The organism is Kordia zhangzhouensis (assembly GCF_001005305.1).
Classification (GTDB): Bacteria; Bacteroidota; Bacteroidia; order Flavobacteriales; family Flavobacteriaceae; genus Kordia; species Kordia zhangzhouensis.
The window spans coordinates 1-23,883 of the sequence record NZ_LBMH01000010.1 but is presented as its reverse complement, the minus strand read 5'-3'; the positions used below and the strand labels follow the sequence as shown (position 1 = coordinate 23,883).

Here is a 23,883-nt window from a genome sequence, read left to right as displayed (position 1 = left end):
ATTAATATAGTAAAAGTAAAAATTGTATATTTGTAATCTAAAGTAATTTACCATGATGACATTTTCAGAAGAAAATTATCTTAAAGCGATTTATCATATTAGTGATAGAAGTGAAGGAGATATTAGTACCAATGCTATTGCAGAACAAATGAATACTAAGGCATCTTCTGTGACGGATATGGTTAAAAAACTTTCTGAAAAAGAGTTGATTCATTACAAACCTTATAAAGGAGTTGAGTTGACTCAAGAAGGGAAATTAATGGCGGCAAATATTATTCGCAAACACCGACTTTGGGAAGTGTTCTTGGTTGAAAAACTTAATTTTACATGGGACGAAGTACACGATGTTGCAGAACAATTGGAGCATATCAGGTCTGAAAAATTAATCAATCAATTAGATGCGTTCTTAGGATTCCCAAAACGGGATCCTCATGGCGACCCAATTCCTGATAAGGAAGGGAATATTTCCAATTATGCAGATGTATTATTGGCAACTTTGGGCAAAGGAGAAAAAGGAATTATTGTTGGGGTAAAAGATTCATCGTCGTCTTTTTTAAAATATTTGGATAAACAAAAAATTGCTTTAGGAAAAAAAATAAAAGTGCTAGATAAAGAGCCATTTGATAATTCAATGAAAATTCGTGTGAATAAAGAAGAATTCATGATTTCACAACAAATTGCAAACAATATTTATGTAAAAAAATGAAAAAACAGTTATTTATATTTTTTCTAATGCTTGCATTTGTAAGCTGTAAAACAGAAGTCAAAAAACGTACAGGTAAACTTCAAATTGTGACAACAACTACGATGATTACAGATATGTTAAAAAATATTGGTGGCGATGTAGTTGAGGTAAAAGGATTGATGGGAAGCGGTGTAGATCCACATTTGTACAAAGCAAGTGAAGGTGATGTGAGCAAACTTTTTAATGCGGATGTAGTAATATACAATGGACTGCATTTGGAAGGAAAACTTGAAGATATTTTTGAAAAAATGCAGAAACAGCAAAAACACATCATTGCAGTTTCAAATGCAGTTAATAAAAATGGGTTAATCAGTTCTGAATATTTCGCGTCTAGTTACGACCCACATATATGGTTTCATATTGATTATTGGAAACAGGCAACCAAATATATAATTGAAGAACTCAAAAAATTAGACCCTACACATACTGCAACTTTTGAAGAGAACGGGAAACAATACTTGGAAAAACTTGACGCTCTTTCTGAAGAAGTTCAAAAAATTATTGCACAACTACCTGTTGAAAAACGAATTTTGGTAACTGCGCACGATGCATTCAATTACTTTGGAAAACTACATAACTTTGAGGTAGTAGGGTTGCAAGGATTATCAACGGCTACAGAAGCAGGTGTACAAGATGTTCAAAAATTAGCAAACTTTATTATAGAAAAACAAGTAAAAGCCATTTTTGTAGAAAGTTCGGTGCCAAAGCGTACCATTAAAGCATTGCAAGCAGCTGTACGCTCTAAAAACTATCAGGTTATCATAGGAGGCACCTTATATTCGGATGCACTTGGAAATGCTGGAACAGAAGAGGGAACTTATATAGGAATGTATACATACAATGTAAAAACTATTGTGAACGCTTTGAAATGATTTTTTGACATGGTAAGCTTACAAACAATCAAAAACTTAAACCTAACTAATGGAAACTAACTATGCAATCACTGTAGATGATTTGACTGTTGCTTACAACTACAAACCAGTTTTGTGGGACATTGATTTGGCGATTCCTGAAGGTGTTTTAATGTGCATTGTAGGGCCTAATGGCGCAGGCAAATCTACTTTGATTAAATCGATATTAGGAATTATTAAACCAATTGCAGGAACGGTTTCAGTTTTTGGAAAACCGTATAAAAAACAACGTTCGTTAGTAGCATACGTTCCGCAAAAAGGAAGTGTAGATTGGGATTTTCCAACAACAGCTTTAGATGTAGTGATGATGGGAACATATGGAAGTTTGGGCTGGATCAAGCGTCCTGGGCAAAAAGAAAAAAAAGCATCTTTGGAAGCTCTTGAAAAAGTAGGAATGTTGCCTTTTAAAAATAGACAAATTAGTCAGTTGTCTGGCGGGCAACAGCAACGAATCTTTTTGGCAAGAGCTTTAGTGCAAAATGCATCTATTTATTTTATGGATGAACCATTTCAAGGTGTAGATGCTACTACCGAGAAAGCAATTATTAACATCTTAAAAGAGCTCCGTAAAGCGGGAAAAACAGTTGTAGTAGTACATCACGATTTGCAAACAGTTCCTGAATATTTTGATTGGGTTACATTTTTGAACGTTAAAAAAATTGCAACAGGTCCAGTAAAAGATATTTTCAATGATGATAATTTGACTAAGACTTATGGTATTAACTACAAGGTTAGTGTTCAAGAGTAATTAAAATTTTTAGAAATCATAGACTTTCAAGAATACATATCGCTTGTTTTTACAGATTATACCGTTCGAACGGTCACATTGGGAACTGCCGTTTTAGGAGCTATTTGTGGTATGCTAGGAAGTTTTGCGGTATTGCGTAAGCAAAGTTTATTAGGTGATGCGATATCACATGCAGCATTACCAGGAATTGCAATTGCTTTCCTCATTACTGGTGTGAAAGATAGTAACATCTTTTTGCTAGGAGCATTGGTTAGTGGGCTTTTAGGTACCTTTTGGATTCGAAGTATTACTAAAAAAACTCATCTAAAATCTGATACTGCACTAGGGTTGACTCTTTCTTTGTTTTTTGGTTTTGGAATGTTATTGCTCACATTTATCCAAAAACAACCAAACGCTAGCCAAGCAGGATTGGATACCTATTTATTTGGTCAAGCAGCTACATTACTTGAAAAAGATGTATGGCTCATTGCAATTGTAGCTGGAATTTCATTATTAATTCTATTCATTTTTTGGAAAGAATTCAAAATTTTATTGTTTGATGAAGATTACACTAAAACTTTGGGCTTTAATACACGATTCATTGATGTGTTGATTACAACGTTTATCGTAATCACGATTGTATTGGGTTTACAAACGGTTGGTGTTATATTGATGAGTGCCATGTTGTTGGCACCTGCAGCTGCGGCTCGACAATGGACAAATAGTTTAGGAATTATGGTAATTCTTGCTGCTATTTTTGGAGCATTTTCGGGTGTTGTAGGTACTGGAATTAGCACAGTAAGTGGTAATCTTTCTACGGGACCTGTTATTGTATTAGTGGCGGCAAGTATTGTTCTTTTTTCCTTTATATTTTCACCAAATAGAGGATTATTATTTAGAGAAATCCGTTTTCGAAAAAACAGAAATAACATCAAAATGCATAAAACATTAGCATTTATGTATGGAATCGCTAAAACACATCAAAACATATCGCACCCACATGCAATCAAGATTTTAAATGGGTTTCAAGGATTTTCTAAAAAATCTCTGCAAGAACTAGTCGATCTTAATTATGTCAAAATTGATGGGCAACAATGGTCAATGACGCAAGAAGGATATCAAACGGCTGAAAATTTATACGATCAACAAATAAAGAAAAGTGATGAATAGTGCGCAAATTATCATACAAATCATAATCGCTTTGGTTGCTATAGCGTGCGCTATTCCTGGAACATTTTTAGTGTTGCGTAAAATGTCTCTCATTAGCGATGCAATTAGTCATTCAATTTTGTTGGGAATTGTAATTGGATTTTTTATTGTGGAAGATATCGCTTCTCCCTTACTCATTGTATTGGCTGCCTTGGCGGGAATTGTTACCGTTATTTTAGTTGAATACATTCAAAAAACAGGATTGGTCAAAGAAGATACCGCAATCGGATTGGTATTTCCAGCATTATTCAGTATTGGTGTGATTTTGATTGCAAAAAACGCAAACGATGTACATTTAGATATTGATTCTGTGATGGTTGGTGATTTGAGCTTTGCGCCATTTGACTTGTTGCAAATTAATTGTATAGAAGGTGTTCCTGACTCTTGCATTAATTTAGGGCCAAAAGCCATTTGGGTTATAGGAACAATTTTAGTAATTACACTCACATTGTTAATCACTTTTTTTAAAGAGCTAAAGGTAAGTACCTTTGATGCTGGTTTAGCGGCGGCATTAGGTTTTTCACCAATCATTATGCATTATGGTTTGATGACAGTATCTTCCATAACTATAGTAGGAGCATTTGATGCGGTAGGTCCTATATTGGTCGTTGCACTAATGATAGCGCCAGCAGCAACAGCTTATTTGATGACAAAGGATTTGAAAAAAATGTTAATGTTATCATGCTTTTTAGGTGTATTTGCCGCTATTTCAGGTTATTGGCTAGCGCATGTATTAGATGCTTCTATTGCTGGATCTATGACAACGGTTTTGGCAATCTTATTTTTACTTGTGTATGAGCCAATTATTACGTCTGCATTAGTAAGTATATCAATAGCAATTGCTTTTTTCTTTTATCAATACTATCAAGAGCTTTTGGTACATGGTGTTAATTTTGAGCATTTGCCTCTAGGAGAAAAAATACATACTGTGTTTTCTAAGTTTATACTGTTAGATTTTATCTATTGTATTGGAATGGCAGTGTCATTGGCTGGTTTCTTAATTTATATTTTGCCCAAAAGAGGTGTTATTTACGGATATTACAAAGTGCAACAACAAAAAACGGAAATCATGCTGTTGGTTTTCTTATTACATATCAGAAACCACGAAGAAGAGAGTGAACGGCATGTAAAGCATTTGAATGAGCATATCAACTGGCAACGATTGCGCTCAAAAACTATTGTAGATTTAGCTTTAAAGAACAATATGGTAACCATTGATGATTCTATTATTTCATTAACCGACAAGGGAGAAGAGTTTACCGAAAAAGCAATAGATTATATTATTACCAATAAAGATGCAGAGATAGAAGAGATGAAGGATGATTTCTTTTTGTTTAGAGGTTAACTAAAATCGCTAACAAATGTTAGTTGATTGATAAACAGTGATTTACGTTAAATATGCGATAAACCGCTTATCGACGAAAATAATACATTTATCGACAAACTGCGTATATTTGTCTAAATAAAAATGTTGGCTTTGCTAAAGGATGTATTTTAGCATTGAGTAATTTTAGAAATCATTTAGTTGTTTTCCCTAAAGACATTAATTAACAATTTTTGTTAGAAAAAGAGAGTGAGGCTTAACGCTCTCTTTTTTTTATGTCTTTTCTTTTCTGAATAAAATATTTTGCGCAAAATGATATAAGAATCAAAATCGCAATTTGCAGTACTATGTATAAATATCCTACATTAAATACAATTCGCTCAATAAGAATTAACGCAAAAAAAACTAGAAAATAAAGAGCTCCTCCTCTTATATCTCTATTAAAACGTTTAGGATTTTCCTTGTAATCATAGTAATACCCAACCCCTATAAGTACAATTGGTAGTAGAAAAATTAAAGAAGTTATATTCATGTGTTTAATGTACGAAATTTTTAACATTTTAAGTCGATAAAAATTTGTTAAAGGTGTTTTTGTATTGTAATTACTGTTCTATTTTTGGGTGCATTACTTTAACCTTATAAACAAAATTAAAATGAAAAAAATCACCTTATTTGCTCTGCTTTTTACATTTGCATATGTTAATGCACAAGAAAAGAAAGAAGGGTCAAATGACAAACTTACATTTGAAAAAGGCTCATGCTTGCTTAGCGGAGGTTTTTTCTTGGACACTACCAAAATAGAAAATAGTGGAGCTGTAACTCAAGAAAACGATCAATTCGGAATAGGGTTTAATACCCTATATGGATATGCTGTCAAGGACAATTTATTTATCGGTTTGGGAGTTGGATATTCTCATAATAAAAACGAAAGTAGCTCACCAGGAACTAATACCCAAGAATTGACAGCAAATACATTTCGAATTTTCCCTTATGTTAGGTATTACAGAGGAATTGGAGAACGTTTGTCTTTCTTCGTTCAAGGAGAAACACAATTCTCAAAAGGAAAAAGTGAGTTCAATACAAATGATGATATAAAAACGAAGGGTTGGTTTATAGGGGTGCGACCTGGACTTACTTATATGTTTAGTGATAAATTGGCAATTGAAACGACTATTGGATCTTTGGGTTACACCACTAGCAATGCAAAAAACTCGCAAAATGGAGCAGAAAGTGATCGGGACAGTTTTGGGCTTTCTTTAAATTCCTCAAACTTGGTTTTTGGATTGACGTATTATTTTTAAAAAAGTGTAAAAATAATTAATGACAACCGCAATTGTCCTTTTCGCAGGCTTTTGCGGTTTTCTTTTTCCATGTAAATTTTTTGACTAGAAAAGCTATAGCTAGTAAAAAAATAACGCCAACCAAAATCTTCTGTATCATACGCCTAATTTAACAATTGAAATGAAATAAAAGCGGCAACATAAGCTATAACAGACATGCCTACAAGTTGTATCATTGGCCATTTCCAACTATTAGTTTCTCGCTTTACAATTGCTAGTGTGCTCATACACTGCATAGCAAAAGCATAAAATAATAATAATGAAATTCCAGAAGCAAACGTAAATACTTTTTTACCAGATTTGGCATGAACTTCCGATTGCATTTTGGCTTTAATTGTATTTCCTTCTTCATCATCACCTTCACTACCAACACTGTATATAGTTGCCAACGTTCCAATAAAAACTTCACGAGCAGCAAAAGAACTCACTAAGGCAATTCCAATTTTCCAATCGTATCCTAAAGGCTTAATGACTGGTTCAATTGTTTTTCCAATTACGCCCAAAATAGAATTTTCTAAGCGTAATGCTGCAATTTCATCATTTATTACGGCATCTCTTAATTCGGGTGTTTTTTCAGTGATAGCAACATCAATTTCTTGCGGTGTTAAAGGTGTTTCAGCTTCTTCTAGAAGGATTTCCTCATAACGTTGAATTTTATATTGAAGTGTTTTTTCTTGAACTTCATTTAAGCCATTGGCCTCAATTGCTGTTGCAACGATTGTTTCTGCGTTATTGAATTTTTCATTAACTCCAACAGAAGCCAATACCCATAAAATAATAGAGATTGCTAAAATGATTTTTCCTGCTTCAAAAACAAATGCTTTTGTTTTTTCAATTACAGTAAAAGCAACATTTTTAAACAATGGAACTTTATATTTGGGAAGTTCGACCACAAAATAAGATTTACTTTCAATACGCAACGTTTTGTGTAAAATATAAGCGGAAAGTAAAGCAATGATAAATCCTAGTAAGTATAAAAGCATTAAGGTAATTCCTTGCCAATTGAAAAACCAAAAAACACGTTCGCCAGGAATAATAAGTGAAATTAAAATAGCATATACAGGCAATCGTGCGGAACAAGTAATAAAAGGTGTTACTAAAATAGTAATTAGGCGTTCTTTCCAACTTTCAATATTACGTGTTGCCATAATAGCAGGAATTGCACATGCAGCACCAGAAATAAGAGGAACAATACTTTTTCCACTCAAACCAAAACGACGCATGATTTTATCCATTAAAAAAACAACACGGCTCATATAACCACTTTCTTCCAAGATGGAAATAAAGAAAAATAGAAAAGCAATTTGAGGAATAAAAATGATGATTCCACCCAAACCAGCAATAATACCTTCTGCAAGCAAATTGGTTAACATGCCCTTAGGCAATACTTCTTTTGTCCAATCTGCCAACGAACCAAAAACACCATCAATAAAGTCCATAGGGACAGAACTCCATTCAAAAATGACCTGAAAAATTAACAGTAGCAATAACCCAAAAATTACGTACCCAAAAATTTTATGTGTAAAAATACGGTCAAGCTTTGCCTGTAGGTCGGTTGCTTTAGTTCGATCAACTACATACGATTTTTTTAAAATATCATTAATGAATTGATAACGAACAATCGTTTCTCGATGCTGAACTTTTTTGAGCTCAGCAGCTGATAATGTCTCAATCAATTCTGGATTGGTGATTGTATTTTGTTTAATTTTTTCCTTGGTTATGCACCGATCTATTGAAAGCGAATCGTAGGCTATAATGGCTTGTTTTACATCCTCAATTCCTATTTGTTTTTTAGAGCTAATAATAACAATTTTTGTATTGAGCTCTGCTTCTAGTTGTTCAATATCGATAGAAATTCCCTTAGACTTCATCCGATCAGCCATATTAATGACTAGTAATGTTGGAATTTCTAAATCTTTTACTTGCGTAAAAACGAGTAGGTTACGTTTCAGTTGCTCAACATCGGTTACTACCACAGCAACATCTGGATACAACTCGTTAGACGGATTGTTTAAAATATCAATGACGATTTTTTCGTCTGCTGAAGAAGCATTTAAACTATAAGTGCCTGGGAGATCAAGAATAGTTGCTTTCTGCGAGGCAGAAAGTTTACAGATTCCTGTTTTTTTGTCGACAGTTATCCCCGGATAATTCCCTACTTTTTGATTCAGTCCTGTTAAGTGGTTGAACAAAGACGTTTTTCCGGTATTTGGATTTCCTATTAGCGCTACTTTAATCATGGATTCACTCATCAGTCAATAGGATTATACTACTTTTTCAATGAAGATAGCGGCTGCAGTATCTTTTCTAATAGCAATACTACTGTCATTAATAGTGACAAATAGCGGACCATTAAACAAAGTTGTTTGTACTAAAGCAATTTCATTTCCAGGCAAACAACCCATTTCAATAAGTTTCAGCGGAATAGAATCTAAAGAAAAATCAAGAATTGTTGCTTTTTCTCCTTTTTTTAAATCGGCAACCGTTAGCATCTATTTATTTAGATTAATTTTAAAGAAGCAAAAATAGCGTAAAAAGTTTAGTTAGAAAATTTCTAAGAAGAAAAAGCGTTATTTATAAGATTCTTTTAAAATTTCAATATCATTCAGCAGTTTTTTGATATCTTCTTTTTTAGTACCATCATAAAAACCGCGAATACGTCGTTCTTTATCAATCAGCATGAAGTTTTCTGTGTGAACCATACCATAATCCTCATTTCCTTGCGACTTTACAGCTAAATATGATTTTCGAGCCAAATCATAAATTTGCTTCTTGTCACCAGTTACCAAATTCCATTTCTTATCAATTACTCCTTTTTCTATTGCATACCTTTTTAGTTGGGCAACAGTATCAATTTCTGGTGTTACCGAATGAGATAAAAGCATAATATCATCGTCATTTAGAATTTCTTTTTGAATGTCTGCCATATTTTTAGTCATAATTGGACAAATGGTAGCGCAAGTGGTAAAGAAAAAATCAGCAACATATATCTTATCTTTATAATCTTCTTGTGTAATGGTGTCACCATTTTGATTAACTAGCGCAAAATCTTTTATTTTATGATACTTTTTTACATGTTGTATAGAATTATCTACTAATTCAACATTTACATTTACTGGTTGATATATGGGAAGCACATTTTCTTTCTTTAATGCAAAATAGAAAGAAGAAATAATAATGACTGATAAACAAATCATTACAATAGCGAAAAGTCTGTATTTTTTAAAAAAGGAACGCATTTTTATGTCGTTTAACGGATAATTTTACTGTTTAACGAGTGAATTTGACGCATTCGTCGAAAAAACCCGCAACAAATTTACGGTTTTTATCTTTGAGAGTGAAAATTTCCTATCTTTTCAGTCCCAAATCTAGCTTACCTATGAAAAAAACAATGTTAATCATTGGTCTTTTGTGGACTGTTGTCGCCTCTAGTCAAACCAATCAGCAATTGATTGATGTAGTGGAAAAAGAACAAAAAAAGGCTAGATCTTTACAAAACTTCCAAGCAAATACTCATACAGCTACTTACGATCTCTTAACGCATAAACTAGAGTTGGAAGTTGATCCTGCAGTACACTATATAAAAGGAAAAGTAACCACCGAATTTCGTGCTTTGCAAAATACAGAAACAATCGTTTTTGATTTGGCAAACAATTTAAAAGTTACATCTGTTACTATGAATGCACAAGAATTAGCTTATGTGCACGATGATAACGAGTTGACTATTGCTTTTTCAGATAACTTATGCGAAGACGCTATTCAAGCAGTTACTATAGCATATGAGGGAACGCCTAGTACAGACACTCAAGATTATGGGTTTATTACTACATCGCATAATAATACGCCTTCTTTATACACGCTTTCTGAGCCTTATGGTTCTAGAGAATGGTGGCCATGCAAACAAGATCTTGAAGATAAAGTAGATCAAACAGACATCATTATTACAGCACCAAAACAATACAAAGCTGTGTCAAATGGGGTGGTGTTGTCAGAAGAAATTCATGGAGATTTTATGACGACTCATTGGCAGCATAACTATCCAATTCCTTCATATTTAATTGGTATTGCTGTGACAGATTACGAGGTTTTTTCACAAACAGTACAGCACAATGGATACAGTTTTGATATTGTAAATTATGTATATCCAGAATCTAGAGAAAAAGCAGAAAAGTATACAGAAGTCACTGTGGATATCATGAATTTATTTCAAGATTTATTTGGTACTTACCCTTTTAAAGATGAAAAGTACGGACATGCAGAGTTTGAATATGGTGGTGGAATGGAGCATTCAACGATTTCGTTTATGGGTAATTTTAGCAGGTCGCTTATCGCACATGAACTAGCGCATCAATGGTTTGGAAACAAAGTTACTTGCGACTCGTGGAATGATATCTGGTTAAATGAAGGATTTGCTACTTATTTGTCTGGATTAGTTGAACATCATTTTGACGGAGAAGAAGATTTTATCAATTGGAAGCGAGGAAAAATTGCAGACATAACCACTTCTAGAAATGGGTCAGTATATGTGCAAGATGAGAAACTTAATAACGTAGGACGTATTTTTAGTTCTCGATTAACCTACAATAAAGGAGCAATGGTAATCCACATGTTGCGTACAAAATTAGGTGACAAAGTATTCTTTAGAGCTATCAAGAATTACTTAGAAGATGAAAAATTAGCTTATGGCTATGCTAATACAAGTCAATTACAAGCTCACTTAGAAAAAGCAAGTGGTACAGATTTACAAGAATTTTTTAATGACTGGATCTATGGAGAAGGCTATCCTTCTTATGATATTGCTTGGTATCAAAATGAAAAGGATGAATTAAATATTAGAGTGAGTCAAACACAATCTAGTAGAAAAGTAGATTTTTTTGAAATGGATGTTCCATTTTTGGTTATTGGAACTAACGGAGAAGAAATGTATATAAGTATAGATCACACAACAAATAAACAAGAATTTTCTTTGGGAATAGATTTTGAAATCGCAGATGTGATTTTTGATCCAAAATTCGATTTGATTTCTAAAAACAATTCAATTGGAATTGATATTGAAGCTGTAGCTGAAATCGAAATCAATTCTTCTTTAAAAAATACAGCCAATAAGACTACATTATTTACTTCTGAAAAGTGATATAAATGTTTATTTTCCCTTTCAAATAGAGGAAAAATATGATTTAAAACGTTGCTATTTTTTTTAAGTAAGCATAAAAGCTTACTTTTGTGCGTTCTATAAACATTTTACACGTAAATGGGAGTATTTATTCAGATAATTTCGTTTGTTCTAATTATATCAATCTTAGTGATTCTTCACGAATTAGGACACTTTATACCAGCCAAACTATTCAAAACTAAAGTTGAAAAGTTCTACTTGTTTTTCGATCCATGGTTTTCTATTGTAAAAAAGAAAATTGGAGATACAGTGTATGGAATCGGTTGGCTTCCATTAGGAGGCTATGTAAAAATTGCTGGAATGATTGACGAAAGCATGGATAAAGAGCAAATGGAACAACCGCCACAACCTTGGGAGTTTCGCTCAAAGCCTGCTTGGCAACGATTGATTATCATGTTAGGAGGAGTTATTGTAAATTTCTTATTGGCTTGGGTTATTTATGCTTCAATATTTATTTATTATGGAGAACAATACATTCCTGTTAATCAAATAAAAGATGGTTTGTATGTTGACCAAATAAGCGAAAAAATTGGTTTACGTACAGGAGATAAAATCTTAAAAATTGATGGGAAATCGGTTGATAAATTGGATAAATATTTGTCGATAGATATATTACTAGGCGACGAAATTACAGTATTCCGTAACGGAAAGGAAGAAACTATTCAACTAAGTGACGAAGGAAAAAAAGCGGCTTTAGAAAGTCAAGGAATGAACTTTGTGACGCCTAGGATGGCTCCATTTATTGGAAAAGTTATAGATACAATGAATGCTAAAAAAGCAGGATTCTTAAAAGGAGATAAAATTTTAGCAGTTAACAATATCGATGTACAATTTTGGGACGAATTTGATACAAACGTAAAAGCCAATAGAGGCAACGAGATACAAGTAAAAGTATCACGACAAAATTCAGAGATTATCTTACCAGTAATGGTTCCAGATTCTACAGGAGTAGGAGTAATTCCTGATAGGGCATTGGCTTTAAGTCCATTGTTTATTCATAAAGAGTATGGTTTCTTTGAAGCGATTCCGAAAGGTTTTGAAGAAACTATCAATGTGTTGGTGCGTCAAGTGAAGCAGTTCAAACTTATTTTTAATCCTGTTATCAAAGGGTATAAAAAAGTAAAAGGACCAATAGGAATTGTTGAAATGATGCCAACTTCTTGGAATTGGGAATTCTTTTGGGGCTTTATGGCGATGTTTTCTGTGTGGCTAGCTTTCTTAAATATTTTACCAATTCCAGCATTAGATGGAGGACATGTAATGTTCTTACTATATGAGATGATTGTAGGGAAAGCGCCATCTCAAAAAGTGATGGAAATAGGTCAAATAATTGGGTTTGTGATTATTATGACATTAATGGTTGTAATATTTGGAAATGATATTTGGAATCTGGTCAAATAAGAAGAAACATGAAATCAAAACTTTTTTATTTTTTTGAAAAAAATATTTGTTAGCAATAAAAAATAGTATATATTTGCCCTCGCAAAAAAGCAATAACACTCCTCCTTAGCTCAGTTGGTTAGAGCATTTGACTGTTAATCAAAGGGTCCTTGGTTCGAGCCCAAGAGGGGGAGCAAAGCTTTCAAAAGCCATCCATTAGGATGGCTTTTTTTTTTATGGTTATACTTTCTATAGACAACTTTTCTTTCAGGTTATTTAGGTTTCTTTATTATCTATTTTTAAATACATATGATTTTTTAATAATCATGTAAAATTCTAAAACTTTTATTGAAATTAATTTTAAGAATTCTATCATAAAAAATACTTCCATGCAGGAAGCCGATACTTAAGTTTGATTAAGTAAAAAACTGAAAAAACATATCCTAGGAAAAGAGGTAAGAGGAAATTCTTTAATTTCTTTGGGATATCCTACCTATATCTATAATTAAATCAATCCTATCAAAATATGGTTTTACTATAATTACTAACAAACTCATTTATCTAAATCGGTTAGAACATAAATCAAATAAATTGCAACTACAGAAAGTGATTTTAAAATCTAACTTGACTATGAAATAGAATCAAGATGTTTGTAATCGAAAATATGTGAAAGATTTATTTGTTAACTTATTATTAACAAGAAAAATATTAAAAAATTAATAAAAAATCAACGCTTATTTACAAAAATCGACGTTTACGAAAAAATGTTGTAGTGAGTAGGATAGATACTTTTCTTTGATAAATACAGGCAGTTTTTAATTGCTTATTTCTTCGTTTTTTAAGGAGTTGTAATAAATAAACAAAGTGTTATGATTAAAGAGAAAATGACTATAGAGAATGATAGTAAATATGTGAGAATAGGAAGCAAACATAAAGGTGATTATGTTGTTAAATCAAAAATTATATACATAGAAGCTTTTGAGAGTTACTCTTGGATATATACCGGAGATGGTTTTCGTTTTTTAAGTTGTAAACCTATAGGTTATTACCAAGAGATCTTCTCTAGAGAAGGTTTTATTCGTATTCACCGTTCCTATTTGGTTAATTCATCACAGGTTAAACGATATGAACCAGATTACCGATTAATGCACTTGGAATGTAGCATTACTCTACCAGTTAGTTTTCGACGCAATCGTCAGCTATCAAAGAAAAGAAATATCGTATAAAATACAGAATCAAAAAAATTCAATATACCAATTAACATTACTTAAATCAAAACTATATGAAAAACGTTATTGCATTGCTGAGTATGTTTTTTTGTTACTTATCTCTTTTTTCTCAGATAAGTATTACAGACTACAAAACTCCAGTGATTATTCCTCAAGCTCCAGAAGTAGCTTCCCTATTACGGTATAGTGAAGTGCCAGTTTCTCACTACAACGGGATTCCTAACATTGGGGTACCTATTTACACTCTTCAGGGAAGAGAGCTATCAGCACCTATTAATTTATCGTATCACGCAGGTGGATACCGCGTGAATGAAGAGGCAAGTTGGGTCGGACTAGGTTGGAGCCTCTCAGCAGGAGGACAAATTACCCGTACTGTACGCGGCTATCCTGATGATTCAACCTATGGCTTTGTTCACAATCCTTATACAGTAGCCATTGTAAAACAGGCATGTAATCCAGAGAGTGGAGACCCGCCTGTTTATAATCCAAACAACTACACCTATTCTTGTAGCTATTACACAGATAATGTGGCTGTTTCTAACAGATACGACTATGAGCCAGATGACTTTAATTACAACATGTTTGGTCAATCGGGACGCTTTATGTTCAATCAAAAAAGACAAGTAAATCCTAAAGGTGAGATCGTGCAGTTCCCGAATGAGAATGTAAATATTGTTCCTACCTTTGACACCAATGGGATCATCACAGGGTGGAAAATTACAGATACCAATGGAATTATTTATGAGTTTGAAGAAGGAAATTCCTATCAAAGTTCGGAAACATTTCAAAAGAAAAACGGACAGTTTGAAATTCCTTTAGATGGTGGTGATGCACATTCATACATTGAGACTTGGAATTTAGTAAAAGTCACCAGTCCTAACGGAGATGTGATCACCTTGGAGTATGAACGACCAATACTAGCAGGGTATGAAACGGCTGCTTACAATGATATTACAACTGATAAAACTTCAGAGGCACAGATCATTCACGATGGAACGCAGAGCGTAAATGAACACATTGCTAATTACACCATTACCAAAAGAAATTATAAAATACTTACAAAGATTACAAGTAGTAAAGGTTATGTAGAATTTGTAAGAGCTACCAGTGATCGATTAGATATGCAGAGTCCCAAACAACGTTTGGAATTTATAAAAGTATTCAATAATCAAAATGAGGAATTACAACGTATAAAGCTTGTACATGACTATTTTGTCAGCACACCAAGTAGTGAGCCTGAATTTATAGGAGGAAGTAGCAATACAACTATTACAGGGGATAGTTTTATTAATAAACGACTATATTTAAAAGAAGTAATTTTCCAAGGAATGTATCAAGGATATGATTCAACCAAGGATTACAGTTATAAGTTTGACTATAATACTTCAGTAGCTCTACCACACAAGCGTTCTTATGAACAAGATCATTGGGGGTATTACAATGGTGCTTCAGGAAATACTACCTTGATTGATATTCCAGATGAATTATCTTTTGGAGGTGGCGCAAATAGAGAAGCCAATCCGTTATACAGTGACGCATACATTCTTAACAAGATTACCTATCCAGAAGGTGGTGTTACTAAATTATCATACGAAAATAACCGAGGAGATATCAAAGATTTAGATATTCCTCCATATTTAGAAAATTCGATTTCATTATCTGCACTTCCTACCAATGCTCATAGCATCTCAGAAAATGGAAACACCACTACGTATAAGTTTTATGATACATTTACTATTTCCAATGATGCTAAACCTGTTGTAGGAGCAAGTAACAAAACGCAAGTAAGCTACACGGGCTTCTCAAATCGCTGTGATAATGTAGATAGCTTTTATACAGGTGTAGACAATGTGTGTAACGATATGTATCTAAAAATCTACAACAACGATACAGGAGGATTACTCCATACAGCGTCTATATGGGAATCAGGTTTTATAGACCTTTTTATGGGGGGTACCTATAAAATTGAGATAGAAATTACTTCTACTAATGACAATTATAGTCTAATAGAACATTACAGTGAAGCTACTGTAAAATGGTTTGATGAAAATACCAATCCACCTGATCCAGACTTGTACTTTGATTATTTTGGCGGACTCCGAGTTCAAGCCATCAAAACCTACGATAAAACCAAACTGACCTCTTACAAGAGCTTTGAGTATCATGGAGGGTATGTTTTAAGTATGCCAGAATACTTTGCAATGTCTTCATCAGGGAGTAATGTCATTCAAAAACTTGTATCTCAAAGTTGGATACCTCTTATCACCACTCAATCGGGATATATGGGGTATCGAAATGTGAAGGAGAAAATTCACCAAGTAGCTGTAGAGACAGGATATAGCACTTTAAGCACTACCAGTGATGAATCAAGGGAAATTACTCGTAGCTACTCATATTTTCCAGATCAAGGAGATTATAGTATAGCCTTCCCTGGAGCTCCTTATGCATTTAACTGGATTCCTGGAAGAATCCTTCGAGAAGAAATTGTCGGTAAAAGTATCTCTGATACTGGATATATGATTTTGGAAGGAGACGGAACGGGAGATAAACTAGAAATATGGGGACTAAAAATTGATGGGAACTATCGCGCAGAACGTTATAGTGTTGAGAATTTAGGTGCAATTCAAACCTGTATGAACGGCGGGAATTGTGACTTGGGACGTAATTTATACAAACTATGGCCAGGAGAACTCTTAACGAGTAGTCAAAAGGTAATTTCTAAAGAAGGGGTAAAAGAGCTGACAAGTCAGACAAATATGTTTTATGAAAGCATCCCTTCTCATCACAATCCAACACGAACTGTTACCACGGACAGTAAAGGAGATACATATGAAACGATTATTCGCTATCCGTATGAGGAAAATCACACTCAGTTATTAGCTGAAAACAGGCTGAACGTTCCTCTAAACACCAAACAGTATAAGGATAGTGAACTGATGATGACTGCGGTGACTACCTATGCAAGTTTCACAGGAAGTGATCCTGTAAATAATCCAACTAATCTATTATTACAATCCATGTCAGCAGCCAAGAAAACCAATGCGCTAGAGGAGCGTGTAACCTACCATGGGTATAACAAATATGGACAAGTACGTGAAGTGTCTAAGACTGATGGTACGCATATCACCTATCTATGGGGGTACAATTATAACTATCCAGTAGCTAAGATTGAAAACGCCACTTATACAGAAATAGCCTCAATTGTAGATGAGACTACCATTCAAAATCTTACAGATACTACCCTAACTAATACACTAGATGCGCTTCGAGCAGGACTACCCAATGCCATGGTAACTACGTATGTATTTGAACCAATGATTGGAATGACTCAAAGCATTGATCCTAGAGGAAGAAACATCTACTATCAATACGATACTATGGGGCGTTTACAATATGTATTAGACCACGATGGAAATGTACTAAGTCAGAATAACTATCACTACAAAAACAACTAAGAAGATGAAAACACGTTTATATATACTTCTACTTATTACTGTTGGATTTTTGACAACAGTACAAGGACAAACACCACCATTTACTGTAGTGAATTGCACGCAATATTACTACGATCTTGATGGGGATGGTTATGGGGATCCGAATAATTTATTTGATATGAGTAGTGCACCAGTCAAGATGACCTACGTATTTACTCAGTCCAATAAAATTGTATGTGATAACACCGATTGTGATGATACCGATGCAGGAATTAATCCTAATACCAATTGGGCTACTTTTACAGATGGTGATGGTGATGGTTTTGTCGTAATCAATGCCATTATTCAACAATGTACTCAGCCTTCGGCAGGAGCAGTTGTCATTGACGAGAATGCAGTATTGCAAAACTTTTCGTATTTGCAATTAGACTGTGATGACAGTAGTGCAAGTCTAAACCAATCTACTCTTTATTACAGAGATATTGATAACGATGGCTTTGGAGATATCAATGATGTAATCATGTCGTGTAGTGGTTCTTCTCCTGCGGGATATGTTACCAATGCAGGAGACTGGTGTGTGGATACCTTTGGACAGTACAATGGCTGTCCTGATACCACAGATCAGACAAGTATCAATCAAAACAAGAATTATGTTCACAGCATCGCCTATCAAAAACCTTATAAAGTATTAGAACTGACAAATGGAACTATCCCAAGCCAAGATAAAATAGAGCAAGTAACCTATTTTGATGGGATGGGACGAGCACAGATGCAAGTGGCTATTGGGCAGTCTCCTGATGGAAGAGATATTAAAACCATTATTTCCTATGATAATTATGGAAGAGCAGCGACCACATTTTTACCGTACGTCGATAACCAAGTTGGAGGAAACTTTAGTTATAGGGTTATAGGAAGTGACCCAGCCATTGATCCTGATATCAATGAAGAAATCAAACAGCAACAACAATTCTATCACAATAAATATCCTAATGAAGTAGGCAGTTTTACCACTGGAAATGGTGGGCTGACAATGTTACAATCGCTTTCAAATCTATCTGGTGCCCCGCAGACTTTAATTGATAATCTCATAGAAAATGCTCCTGAGAATGGGCTAATTTATCCATCTTACAGCACTCAAATATTTGACATAGCGGATCGTCCCACTCAAGTAGCTGCTCCAGGAAAAGATTGGTCATTAGAATTCAACCACACCATCAAAATGGAATATGATCTAAACGATTCTTCGTTAGATGCTGTCAAACGCTATGATGTAACCCATCCATTTGGTCAACCAGAAGAAATTCAGCTAGTATCCAACGGACTCTACCCTTCTGATGTTTTATTTAAAACTATAACCAAAGATGAGAATTGGAAGCCAAGTCAAACTTATGCGACTGACCACACCACAGAGGAATTTAAAAATAAATCGGGACAAGTACTTTTAAAACGTACCTATAACGGCACTGAGCAGTTAGATACCTATTATATTTATGATGATTTTGGCAATCTAACCTATGTGTTATCACCAGAAGCTTCTGATAAAACTACTATTGGCACCACAGAACTTGACCAGCTTTGTTATCAGTATAAGTATGACCATAGAAATAGGCTGATTGAAAAAAAGATTCCTGCCAAAGGATGGGAATATATTGTGTATGATGCCCTTGACAGACCTGTACTGACGCAAGATGCCAATTTGGCTCTTCAGAGCAAATGGCTTTTTACCAAATATGATGGTCTTGGACGTGTGGTCTATACAGGAATCTATACTGTACCTGAGAGCTTAAATCCAGATAGAGTGTCTATGCAAGGATATGTGGATGCTAATACAACCCTGTTTGAGAGTAAATCTCAGAGTGCTATGCTAATTGGAGATACGAGCGTGTATTACAGCAATGGAATCTTTCCAAGTGTCAATATAGAGGTGCTTACCGTTAGCTATTACGATGACTACAATTGGGACACTGGAAACTCCTATGAAGCAAATTATAATTTCAATGGAAGCACTGGAGTAACTGCTACAGGAGTGACTCACCAAAAAACCAGCGGTCTGGGCGCCTCTTGGACAAATTCAGGGTTCGATACCCAAGGAGCGATCGAAGGCGACGGCTATATTCAGTATACCATTACTCAAACCGATAATCAGCGTGTGATGGTAGGACTCACCGATGAGGCAACGGCCAGTGATATTCATTACGACAGTATCGATTACGCAATCTACACAGGATATGGAACCGATAAACGAGTGCGTGTCTATAAAGACGGAGTGCTTCAATCCATTCCTGTGATTTACTGTGCTATTGGCGATACTTTTAGAGTAGAGCGCGCAGGCAATCAAATTTTATTCAAACAAAACGGAACTACCTTTTTCTCAATGACTACTAGCTTTATGGGACCTTTAGTGGGCGATGGAGTATTCTATGATCCTAATACCGCTATTGAAAATGTATATATCGGCTATTCAGTGCTGGGACAAGATTTTACTTCCAATGTCAAAGGATTGGCTACGGGAGGTAAGGTACGTGTATTAGGTACAAACAATTGGATTAGTTCTGTATCCTATTACGATGAAAAAGGACGTGTAATTCATGGTAGTTCTACAAATGATTATTTAAATACCAGTGATGCGGTAAGTAGTCTGTTGGATTTTACAGGGAAAGTACTTAAAACCCATACTACTCATAAAAAGTCAGGGAATGATCCTGTGGTAAGCTATGATGAGTATGTCTATGATACAAACAATCGACTGCTCTATCAGACCAAACAGATTAATACAGATGCAAAAGAGCTCATTGCTAGAAATCATTATGATGAGTTAGGACAATTAACTCAAAAACAAGTTGGAGGAAGCTTACCAAGTATCAGCACGTATAGCAACTTGGTCAATGTAAGTCAAAACAAGGAGTTGCTTACCAAAACATCAGTTAATGCATGGAACGGAGGCGTTTCTACCGCTACAACAATCTCAGGGGATGGCTATGTAAGCTATAATGTTACACAAGCTAACAAAACAATGATGGTGGGACTCTCTGATGTGGTAGGCGATAGTAATTATACAAGTATCAAATATGCCATCTATACCAATTCAGCTGCGGAAGTACATATTCGAGATAATGGCAGTGTGATTTGGGATGTAGCCACCTATTATGCAGGAGATAACTTTAAGGTAGAGCGTCGAGGAAATCAAATTTACTATCTGCAAAACAATCAAACGATTTATATTTCAGATACTGTAGATAACGGCGCACCATTACTAGGAGACGTGTCGATGTTTAGTACCGATAGTCAGATTAGTGACCTGGTTCTTGTGGATCTAGAGAGTGAATTACAAGAGGTGGATTATACCTACAACGTTCGTGGATGGCTCAAAGGAATCAATGATGTAAATACCCAAGGCAATGACCTATTTAGTTTTGCACTTACCTATAATGATATTGCAGACCCGGCCAAGCAGTTATTCAATGGAAATATCAGTAGTACCCTTTGGAAGACCAAAGGACAAGATAGCTCTTTAAAAAGCTATGTGTATGACTACGATGCGCTGAATCGAATCACCGAAGGAATTAGTAATACAGGAAACTACGATTTAAAATCCCTTAGCTACGATCTCAATGGAAACATTGAAGGCTTGCTTCGTACGGGACACACTGATCAGGCGGCAACAGTATTCGGAGATATGGATAATTTAAGTTATACCTATCAAGGCAATCAGCTCTTGAGTGTGAGTGATGCCAGTGGTGTAGACTTTGGATTTAAAGATGGGAACACCGTAGGTAATGATTACAGCTACGATGTCAATGGAAATATGGTAACCGATAAAAACAAAGGGATTACATCTATTAGCTATAACCACTTAAATCTTCCTGTGCAAATTACATTTGATAATGAAAGTACAATTTCTTACATTTACGATGCGAGTGGTGTAAAGCAAGAAAAGATTGTAAATAATAGCAGTCTCTCTAGCACACAACACACCTATTATGCAGGCAGCTATGTGTACAACAAGCAAAGTGCGCAATCTGCTGTATCGCTTACGTTCTTTAACAGTGAAGAAGGGTATATAGAACCAGAGTTTGATCCTGGAAAACCAGGCAAAATTCTTGGATATAATTATACTTATCAGTACAAAGACCATTTAGGAAATATTCGTCTCTCTTATGAAGACCTTGATGAAAATGGAACTATTGATCCATTAACTGAAATCAAAGAAGAAAATCATTATTATCCATTTGGACTCAAACATAAAGGGTATAATAACGGAATTATTGGAAGGGATCATCAGTATGGATACAATGGTAAGGAAGAACAGAATGAATTAAGTCTGAGTTGGAGTGATTATGGTTGGAGGAATTATGATGCTTCTTTAGGAAGATGGATAAATGTAGATATCTATGCAGAGAAATATTCTCCTGTATCTCCTTATGTTTATGTAGCTAATAATCCAATTTTTCTTTTAGATCCAAATGGAAAAGAAATACTTCTGGGTAGAAATACAATTAATGATAGAGAATTAAGTCAACAAGAGATAAATCAGATTTTATCAGCTCTAAGTGAAATAACTGATGATAAATTGAAATATGATAAAAAAACGGGAAGGGTTATTATTGATAAGAAAGGAAAAGGAGATAAAACAGTAGGTACAAATTTACTTAGAAGTATTATAGGAGATAAAAAACAATTAACCATTAATATGAATAGAGATGAAGAAACTAATGTTGGACAGATTGGAGCTTCTTCTGGTTCTTCTAAAGGAGTAGACGAGGATGATCCAAATTTTTATAATGGTATTGGAGGAAATGTTACAATAAGTTTAGGCTTCGGACACGATATTTTCTCTCAAGATTTCAATGGAGGTGCTACAATTAGAGAAGAATTGACAGATACTGATATGATGAATCATGAATTAGGACATGCGTTTGCTCAAATGAAAGGAGAGTCTAAAAGAGGAAAAAATCAATCAATTTATTACACAGATCCTGAAGGTGTTAATCGAGTAGAAATTATTCCGATCGAAGAAGCTGTAAATATATTTGTCGATTTTAGAAGAATATCAAAAAAAGGCATAGTCTATCCTTCAGAAAATACTTTGAGAAAAGAACAAGGAAAAAGAAAGAGAGTTAATTATCATACTACGTTTCAGAAAAACAAAAAAAAGAATTAGAATGAAAAAAATCAAGTTTGTTTTATTTTTTACAGTTATTTTATTTTCTTGTAATAACAAGAATACTGAAAAAGTTAATGAAAGCTATGACTATAAAATATTTTACAGGAATGGTTATCATGTTGCTGGTATTTATATAAATCAAAATGGAAACTCTTTTGCTTTTAAACAACCTGCTGATTATTATAAGAACGATCTAGTTCTTGATAGTATTTATTTAGAAAAAGAATTTTTTATAAATTCTGATGAAATTTTAAACTCTTTAAAAGAACAAATGGAATCTTATGAAAAAAAACCAAAAATAAATTTAGAAGTAATTCTTGACGCTCCAAGATTTGAGGTTATGTATAAAGAACAAAAGATAATAGATACATATCAAATTACTCCTGAAATGTGGCAATTTATTTTAAAAATTGACCCTTATTTACCAAAAGATTATAATCCATTCAGAAAAGGATTTGAATTTGCGGGTAATGATGCAAACGGTAATGGTGTAAATTAGGGCAAAACTTTAATTTAAATTATAAATAACTGAAAAACAGTAGTTAACTCAAATGTTGATTGCTGTTTTTCTTCGTTCTTTGATATGTTAGAAAATACGAACGCTTCTTAAATCCCATAAAATAAGGGATTGTTAATCCTACGTGGGTTACATTAGGGCATGGAAAAAATACAATGTCCAAAATGTAGAAGTCAATCAGTTAAAAATGGTTTTCAAAGTGGAAAACAACGTTATAAATGTACATCGTGCAATAAAAAATTCCACTTAAAATATACTTATGAAGCATATACTGAACATACTAATAGTTTAATAACTTCTTTATTAAAAGAAGGTTGTGGTATTCGAAGTATTTCAAGAATATTGAAAATTTCAAAGAAAACAGTACAATTACGAATGTTGAAAATCGCTAACGAAATTAAGATTCCATATTTCAATAAACTAGGATGTAAATTTGAAGTTGATGAACTATGGACATTTATAGAACGAAAAGAAGATTTTACTTGGATTACCTATGCGATTGAGCAACAAACAAACTCTGTGATTGATTTCTTTGTTGGTAGAAAAACCAAAGAAAATATCAAACCGTTAATTGACAAAGTTCTTTTACTTCAACCTAATAGAATTTATACAGACAGATTAAATATTTACCCGACTATCATTCAAAAAGAAATTCACAAACGCTTTCAATATTGTACTAATAGAATTGAGCGTATGAATTTAACACTGAGAACACATATCAAACGATTAA

The 23,883-nt window shown here is 34.0% G+C and carries 17 protein-coding genes and 1 tRNA gene; 14 read left to right on the top strand and 4 right to left on the bottom strand.

The window, feature by feature from the left end; all coding sequences use genetic code 11:
- Positions 1-52: 52 nt before the first annotated feature.
- Genes AA088_RS14080 through AA088_RS18420 form a run of 5 tightly spaced genes read left to right on the top strand, consistent with a single transcriptional unit; the run spans position 53 to position 4,937 of the window.
- Positions 53-706 carry a metal-dependent transcriptional regulator gene (locus AA088_RS14080; protein ID WP_046745673.1) on the top strand — a complete coding sequence of 218 codons (654 nt, stop codon included), beginning with the start codon at positions 53-55 and terminating at the stop codon, positions 704-706.
- Entirely contained in the window at positions 703-1,617 is a 915-nt protein-coding gene (locus tag AA088_RS14075) for a metal ABC transporter solute-binding protein, Zn/Mn family (RefSeq protein WP_046745672.1), read from the top strand. Before AA088_RS14080 ends, AA088_RS14075 begins: the two co-directional genes overlap by 4 nt.
- Positions 1,618-1,666: 49 nt before the next feature.
- Entirely contained in the window at positions 1,667-2,404 is a 738-nt protein-coding gene (locus AA088_RS14070; RefSeq protein ID WP_046745671.1) for a metal ABC transporter ATP-binding protein, read from the top strand.
- Between the two features lie 18 nt (positions 2,405-2,422).
- Complete coding sequence (locus AA088_RS14065) at positions 2,423-3,553, top strand: metal ABC transporter permease (RefSeq protein ID WP_046745670.1); 1,131 nt, start codon at positions 2,423-2,425, stop codon at positions 3,551-3,553.
- Positions 3,546-4,937, top strand: a complete 1,392-nt coding sequence (locus AA088_RS18420) for a metal ABC transporter permease (RefSeq protein ID WP_046745669.1) — start codon at positions 3,546-3,548, stop codon at positions 4,935-4,937. Before AA088_RS14065 ends, AA088_RS18420 begins: the two co-directional genes overlap by 8 nt.
- A gap of 235 nt (positions 4,938-5,172) precedes the next feature.
- On the opposite strand, the gene AA088_RS14055 is transcribed toward AA088_RS18420, so the two are convergent.
- The gene (locus AA088_RS14055) at positions 5,173-5,448 is read right to left on the bottom strand and encodes a hypothetical protein (protein ID WP_157547240.1); all 276 of its coding nucleotides are present in this window, start codon (positions 5,446-5,448) and stop codon (positions 5,173-5,175) included.
- A gap of 121 nt (positions 5,449-5,569) precedes the next feature.
- Between AA088_RS14055 and AA088_RS14050 the strand changes: the two genes are divergently transcribed.
- Complete coding sequence (locus tag AA088_RS14050) at positions 5,570-6,217, top strand: outer membrane beta-barrel protein (RefSeq protein WP_046745667.1); 648 nt, start codon at positions 5,570-5,572, stop codon at positions 6,215-6,217.
- 143 nt (positions 6,218-6,360) lie between these two features.
- Here AA088_RS14050 and feoB read toward each other — a convergent pair whose 3' ends face one another.
- The 3 genes from feoB to AA088_RS14035 form a co-directional block, all read right to left on the bottom strand.
- Positions 6,361-8,508: a ferrous iron transport protein B gene (gene feoB / locus AA088_RS14045; protein ID WP_046745666.1), complete on the bottom strand. Its 2,148-nt coding sequence runs from the start codon at positions 8,506-8,508 to the stop codon at positions 6,361-6,363.
- A 12-nt stretch (positions 8,509-8,520) separates the two neighbouring features.
- Complete coding sequence (locus tag AA088_RS14040) at positions 8,521-8,748, bottom strand: FeoA family protein (RefSeq protein ID WP_046745665.1); 228 nt, start codon at positions 8,746-8,748, stop codon at positions 8,521-8,523.
- Positions 8,749-8,826: 78 nt separating this feature from the next.
- The gene (locus AA088_RS14035; RefSeq protein ID WP_046745664.1) at positions 8,827-9,495 is read right to left on the bottom strand and encodes an SCO family protein; all 669 of its coding nucleotides are present in this window, start codon (positions 9,493-9,495) and stop codon (positions 8,827-8,829) included.
- 140 nt (positions 9,496-9,635) lie between these two features.
- Between AA088_RS14035 and AA088_RS14030 the strand changes: the two genes are divergently transcribed.
- The 8 genes from AA088_RS14030 to AA088_RS13995 form a co-directional block, all read left to right on the top strand.
- A complete protein-coding gene (locus tag AA088_RS14030) occupies positions 9,636-11,390 on the top strand; it encodes a M1 family metallopeptidase (protein WP_046745663.1) in 1,755 nt (584 codons plus the stop codon).
- A gap of 117 nt (positions 11,391-11,507) precedes the next feature.
- The gene (gene rseP / locus AA088_RS14025; protein ID WP_046745662.1) at positions 11,508-12,830 is read left to right on the top strand and encodes an RIP metalloprotease RseP; all 1,323 of its coding nucleotides are present in this window, start codon (positions 11,508-11,510) and stop codon (positions 12,828-12,830) included.
- A gap of 99 nt (positions 12,831-12,929) precedes the next feature.
- Positions 12,930-13,003: transfer RNA gene (locus AA088_RS14020), tRNA-Asn, on the top strand.
- 675 nt (positions 13,004-13,678) lie between these two features.
- Positions 13,679-14,035 (top strand): LytR/AlgR family response regulator transcription factor, encoded by a 357-nt coding sequence (locus AA088_RS14015; protein WP_046745661.1) that lies wholly within the window; start codon positions 13,679-13,681, stop codon positions 14,033-14,035.
- 56 nt (positions 14,036-14,091) lie between these two features.
- The gene (locus AA088_RS14010; protein WP_157547238.1) at positions 14,092-17,493 is read left to right on the top strand and encodes a hypothetical protein; all 3,402 of its coding nucleotides are present in this window, start codon (positions 14,092-14,094) and stop codon (positions 17,491-17,493) included.
- Between the two features lie 4 nt (positions 17,494-17,497).
- Positions 17,498-22,633 (top strand): DUF6443 domain-containing protein, encoded by a 5,136-nt coding sequence (locus AA088_RS17755; protein ID WP_052752916.1) that lies wholly within the window; start codon positions 17,498-17,500, stop codon positions 22,631-22,633.
- Position 22,634: 1 nt separating this feature from the next.
- Positions 22,635-23,135, top strand: a complete 501-nt coding sequence (locus AA088_RS14000) for a hypothetical protein (RefSeq protein ID WP_046745659.1) — start codon at positions 22,635-22,637, stop codon at positions 23,133-23,135.
- A gap of 159 nt (positions 23,136-23,294) precedes the next feature.
- Positions 23,295-23,883, top strand: a 589-nt coding sequence (locus tag AA088_RS13995; RefSeq protein WP_046745658.1) for an IS1 family transposase, incomplete at its 3' end; no start/stop codon positions are given.

Bases quoted from the DNA above. Each gene is read 5' to 3' on its own strand.
- AA088_RS14080 (WP_046745673.1), top strand. From the start codon at position 53: ATGATGACATTTTCAGAAGAAAATTATCTTAAAGCGATTTATCATATT.
- AA088_RS14075 (WP_046745672.1), top strand. From the start codon at position 703: ATGAAAAAACAGTTATTTATATTTTTTCTAATGCTTGCATTTGTAAGC.
- AA088_RS14070 (WP_046745671.1), top strand. From the start codon at position 1,667: ATGGAAACTAACTATGCAATCACTGTAGATGATTTGACTGTTGCTTAC.
- AA088_RS18420 (WP_046745669.1), top strand. From the start codon at position 3,546: ATGAATAGTGCGCAAATTATCATACAAATCATAATCGCTTTGGTTGCT.
- AA088_RS14055 (WP_157547240.1), bottom strand. From the start codon at position 5,448: ATGAATATAACTTCTTTAATTTTTCTACTACCAATTGTACTTATAGGG.
- AA088_RS14050 (WP_046745667.1), top strand. From the start codon at position 5,570: ATGAAAAAAATCACCTTATTTGCTCTGCTTTTTACATTTGCATATGTT.
- feoB (WP_046745666.1), bottom strand. From the start codon at position 8,508: ATGAGTGAATCCATGATTAAAGTAGCGCTAATAGGAAATCCAAATACC.
- AA088_RS14040 (WP_046745665.1), bottom strand. From the start codon at position 8,748: ATGCTAACGGTTGCCGATTTAAAAAAAGGAGAAAAAGCAACAATTCTT.
- AA088_RS14035 (WP_046745664.1), bottom strand. From the start codon at position 9,495: ATGCGTTCCTTTTTTAAAAAATACAGACTTTTCGCTATTGTAATGATT.
- AA088_RS14030 (WP_046745663.1), top strand. From the start codon at position 9,636: ATGAAAAAAACAATGTTAATCATTGGTCTTTTGTGGACTGTTGTCGCC.
- rseP (WP_046745662.1), top strand. From the start codon at position 11,508: ATGGGAGTATTTATTCAGATAATTTCGTTTGTTCTAATTATATCAATC.
- AA088_RS14015 (WP_046745661.1), top strand. From the start codon at position 13,679: ATGATTAAAGAGAAAATGACTATAGAGAATGATAGTAAATATGTGAGA.
- AA088_RS14010 (WP_157547238.1), top strand. From the start codon at position 14,092: ATGAAAAACGTTATTGCATTGCTGAGTATGTTTTTTTGTTACTTATCT.
- AA088_RS17755 (WP_052752916.1), top strand. From the start codon at position 17,498: ATGAAAACACGTTTATATATACTTCTACTTATTACTGTTGGATTTTTG.
- AA088_RS14000 (WP_046745659.1), top strand. From the start codon at position 22,635: ATGAAAAAAATCAAGTTTGTTTTATTTTTTACAGTTATTTTATTTTCT.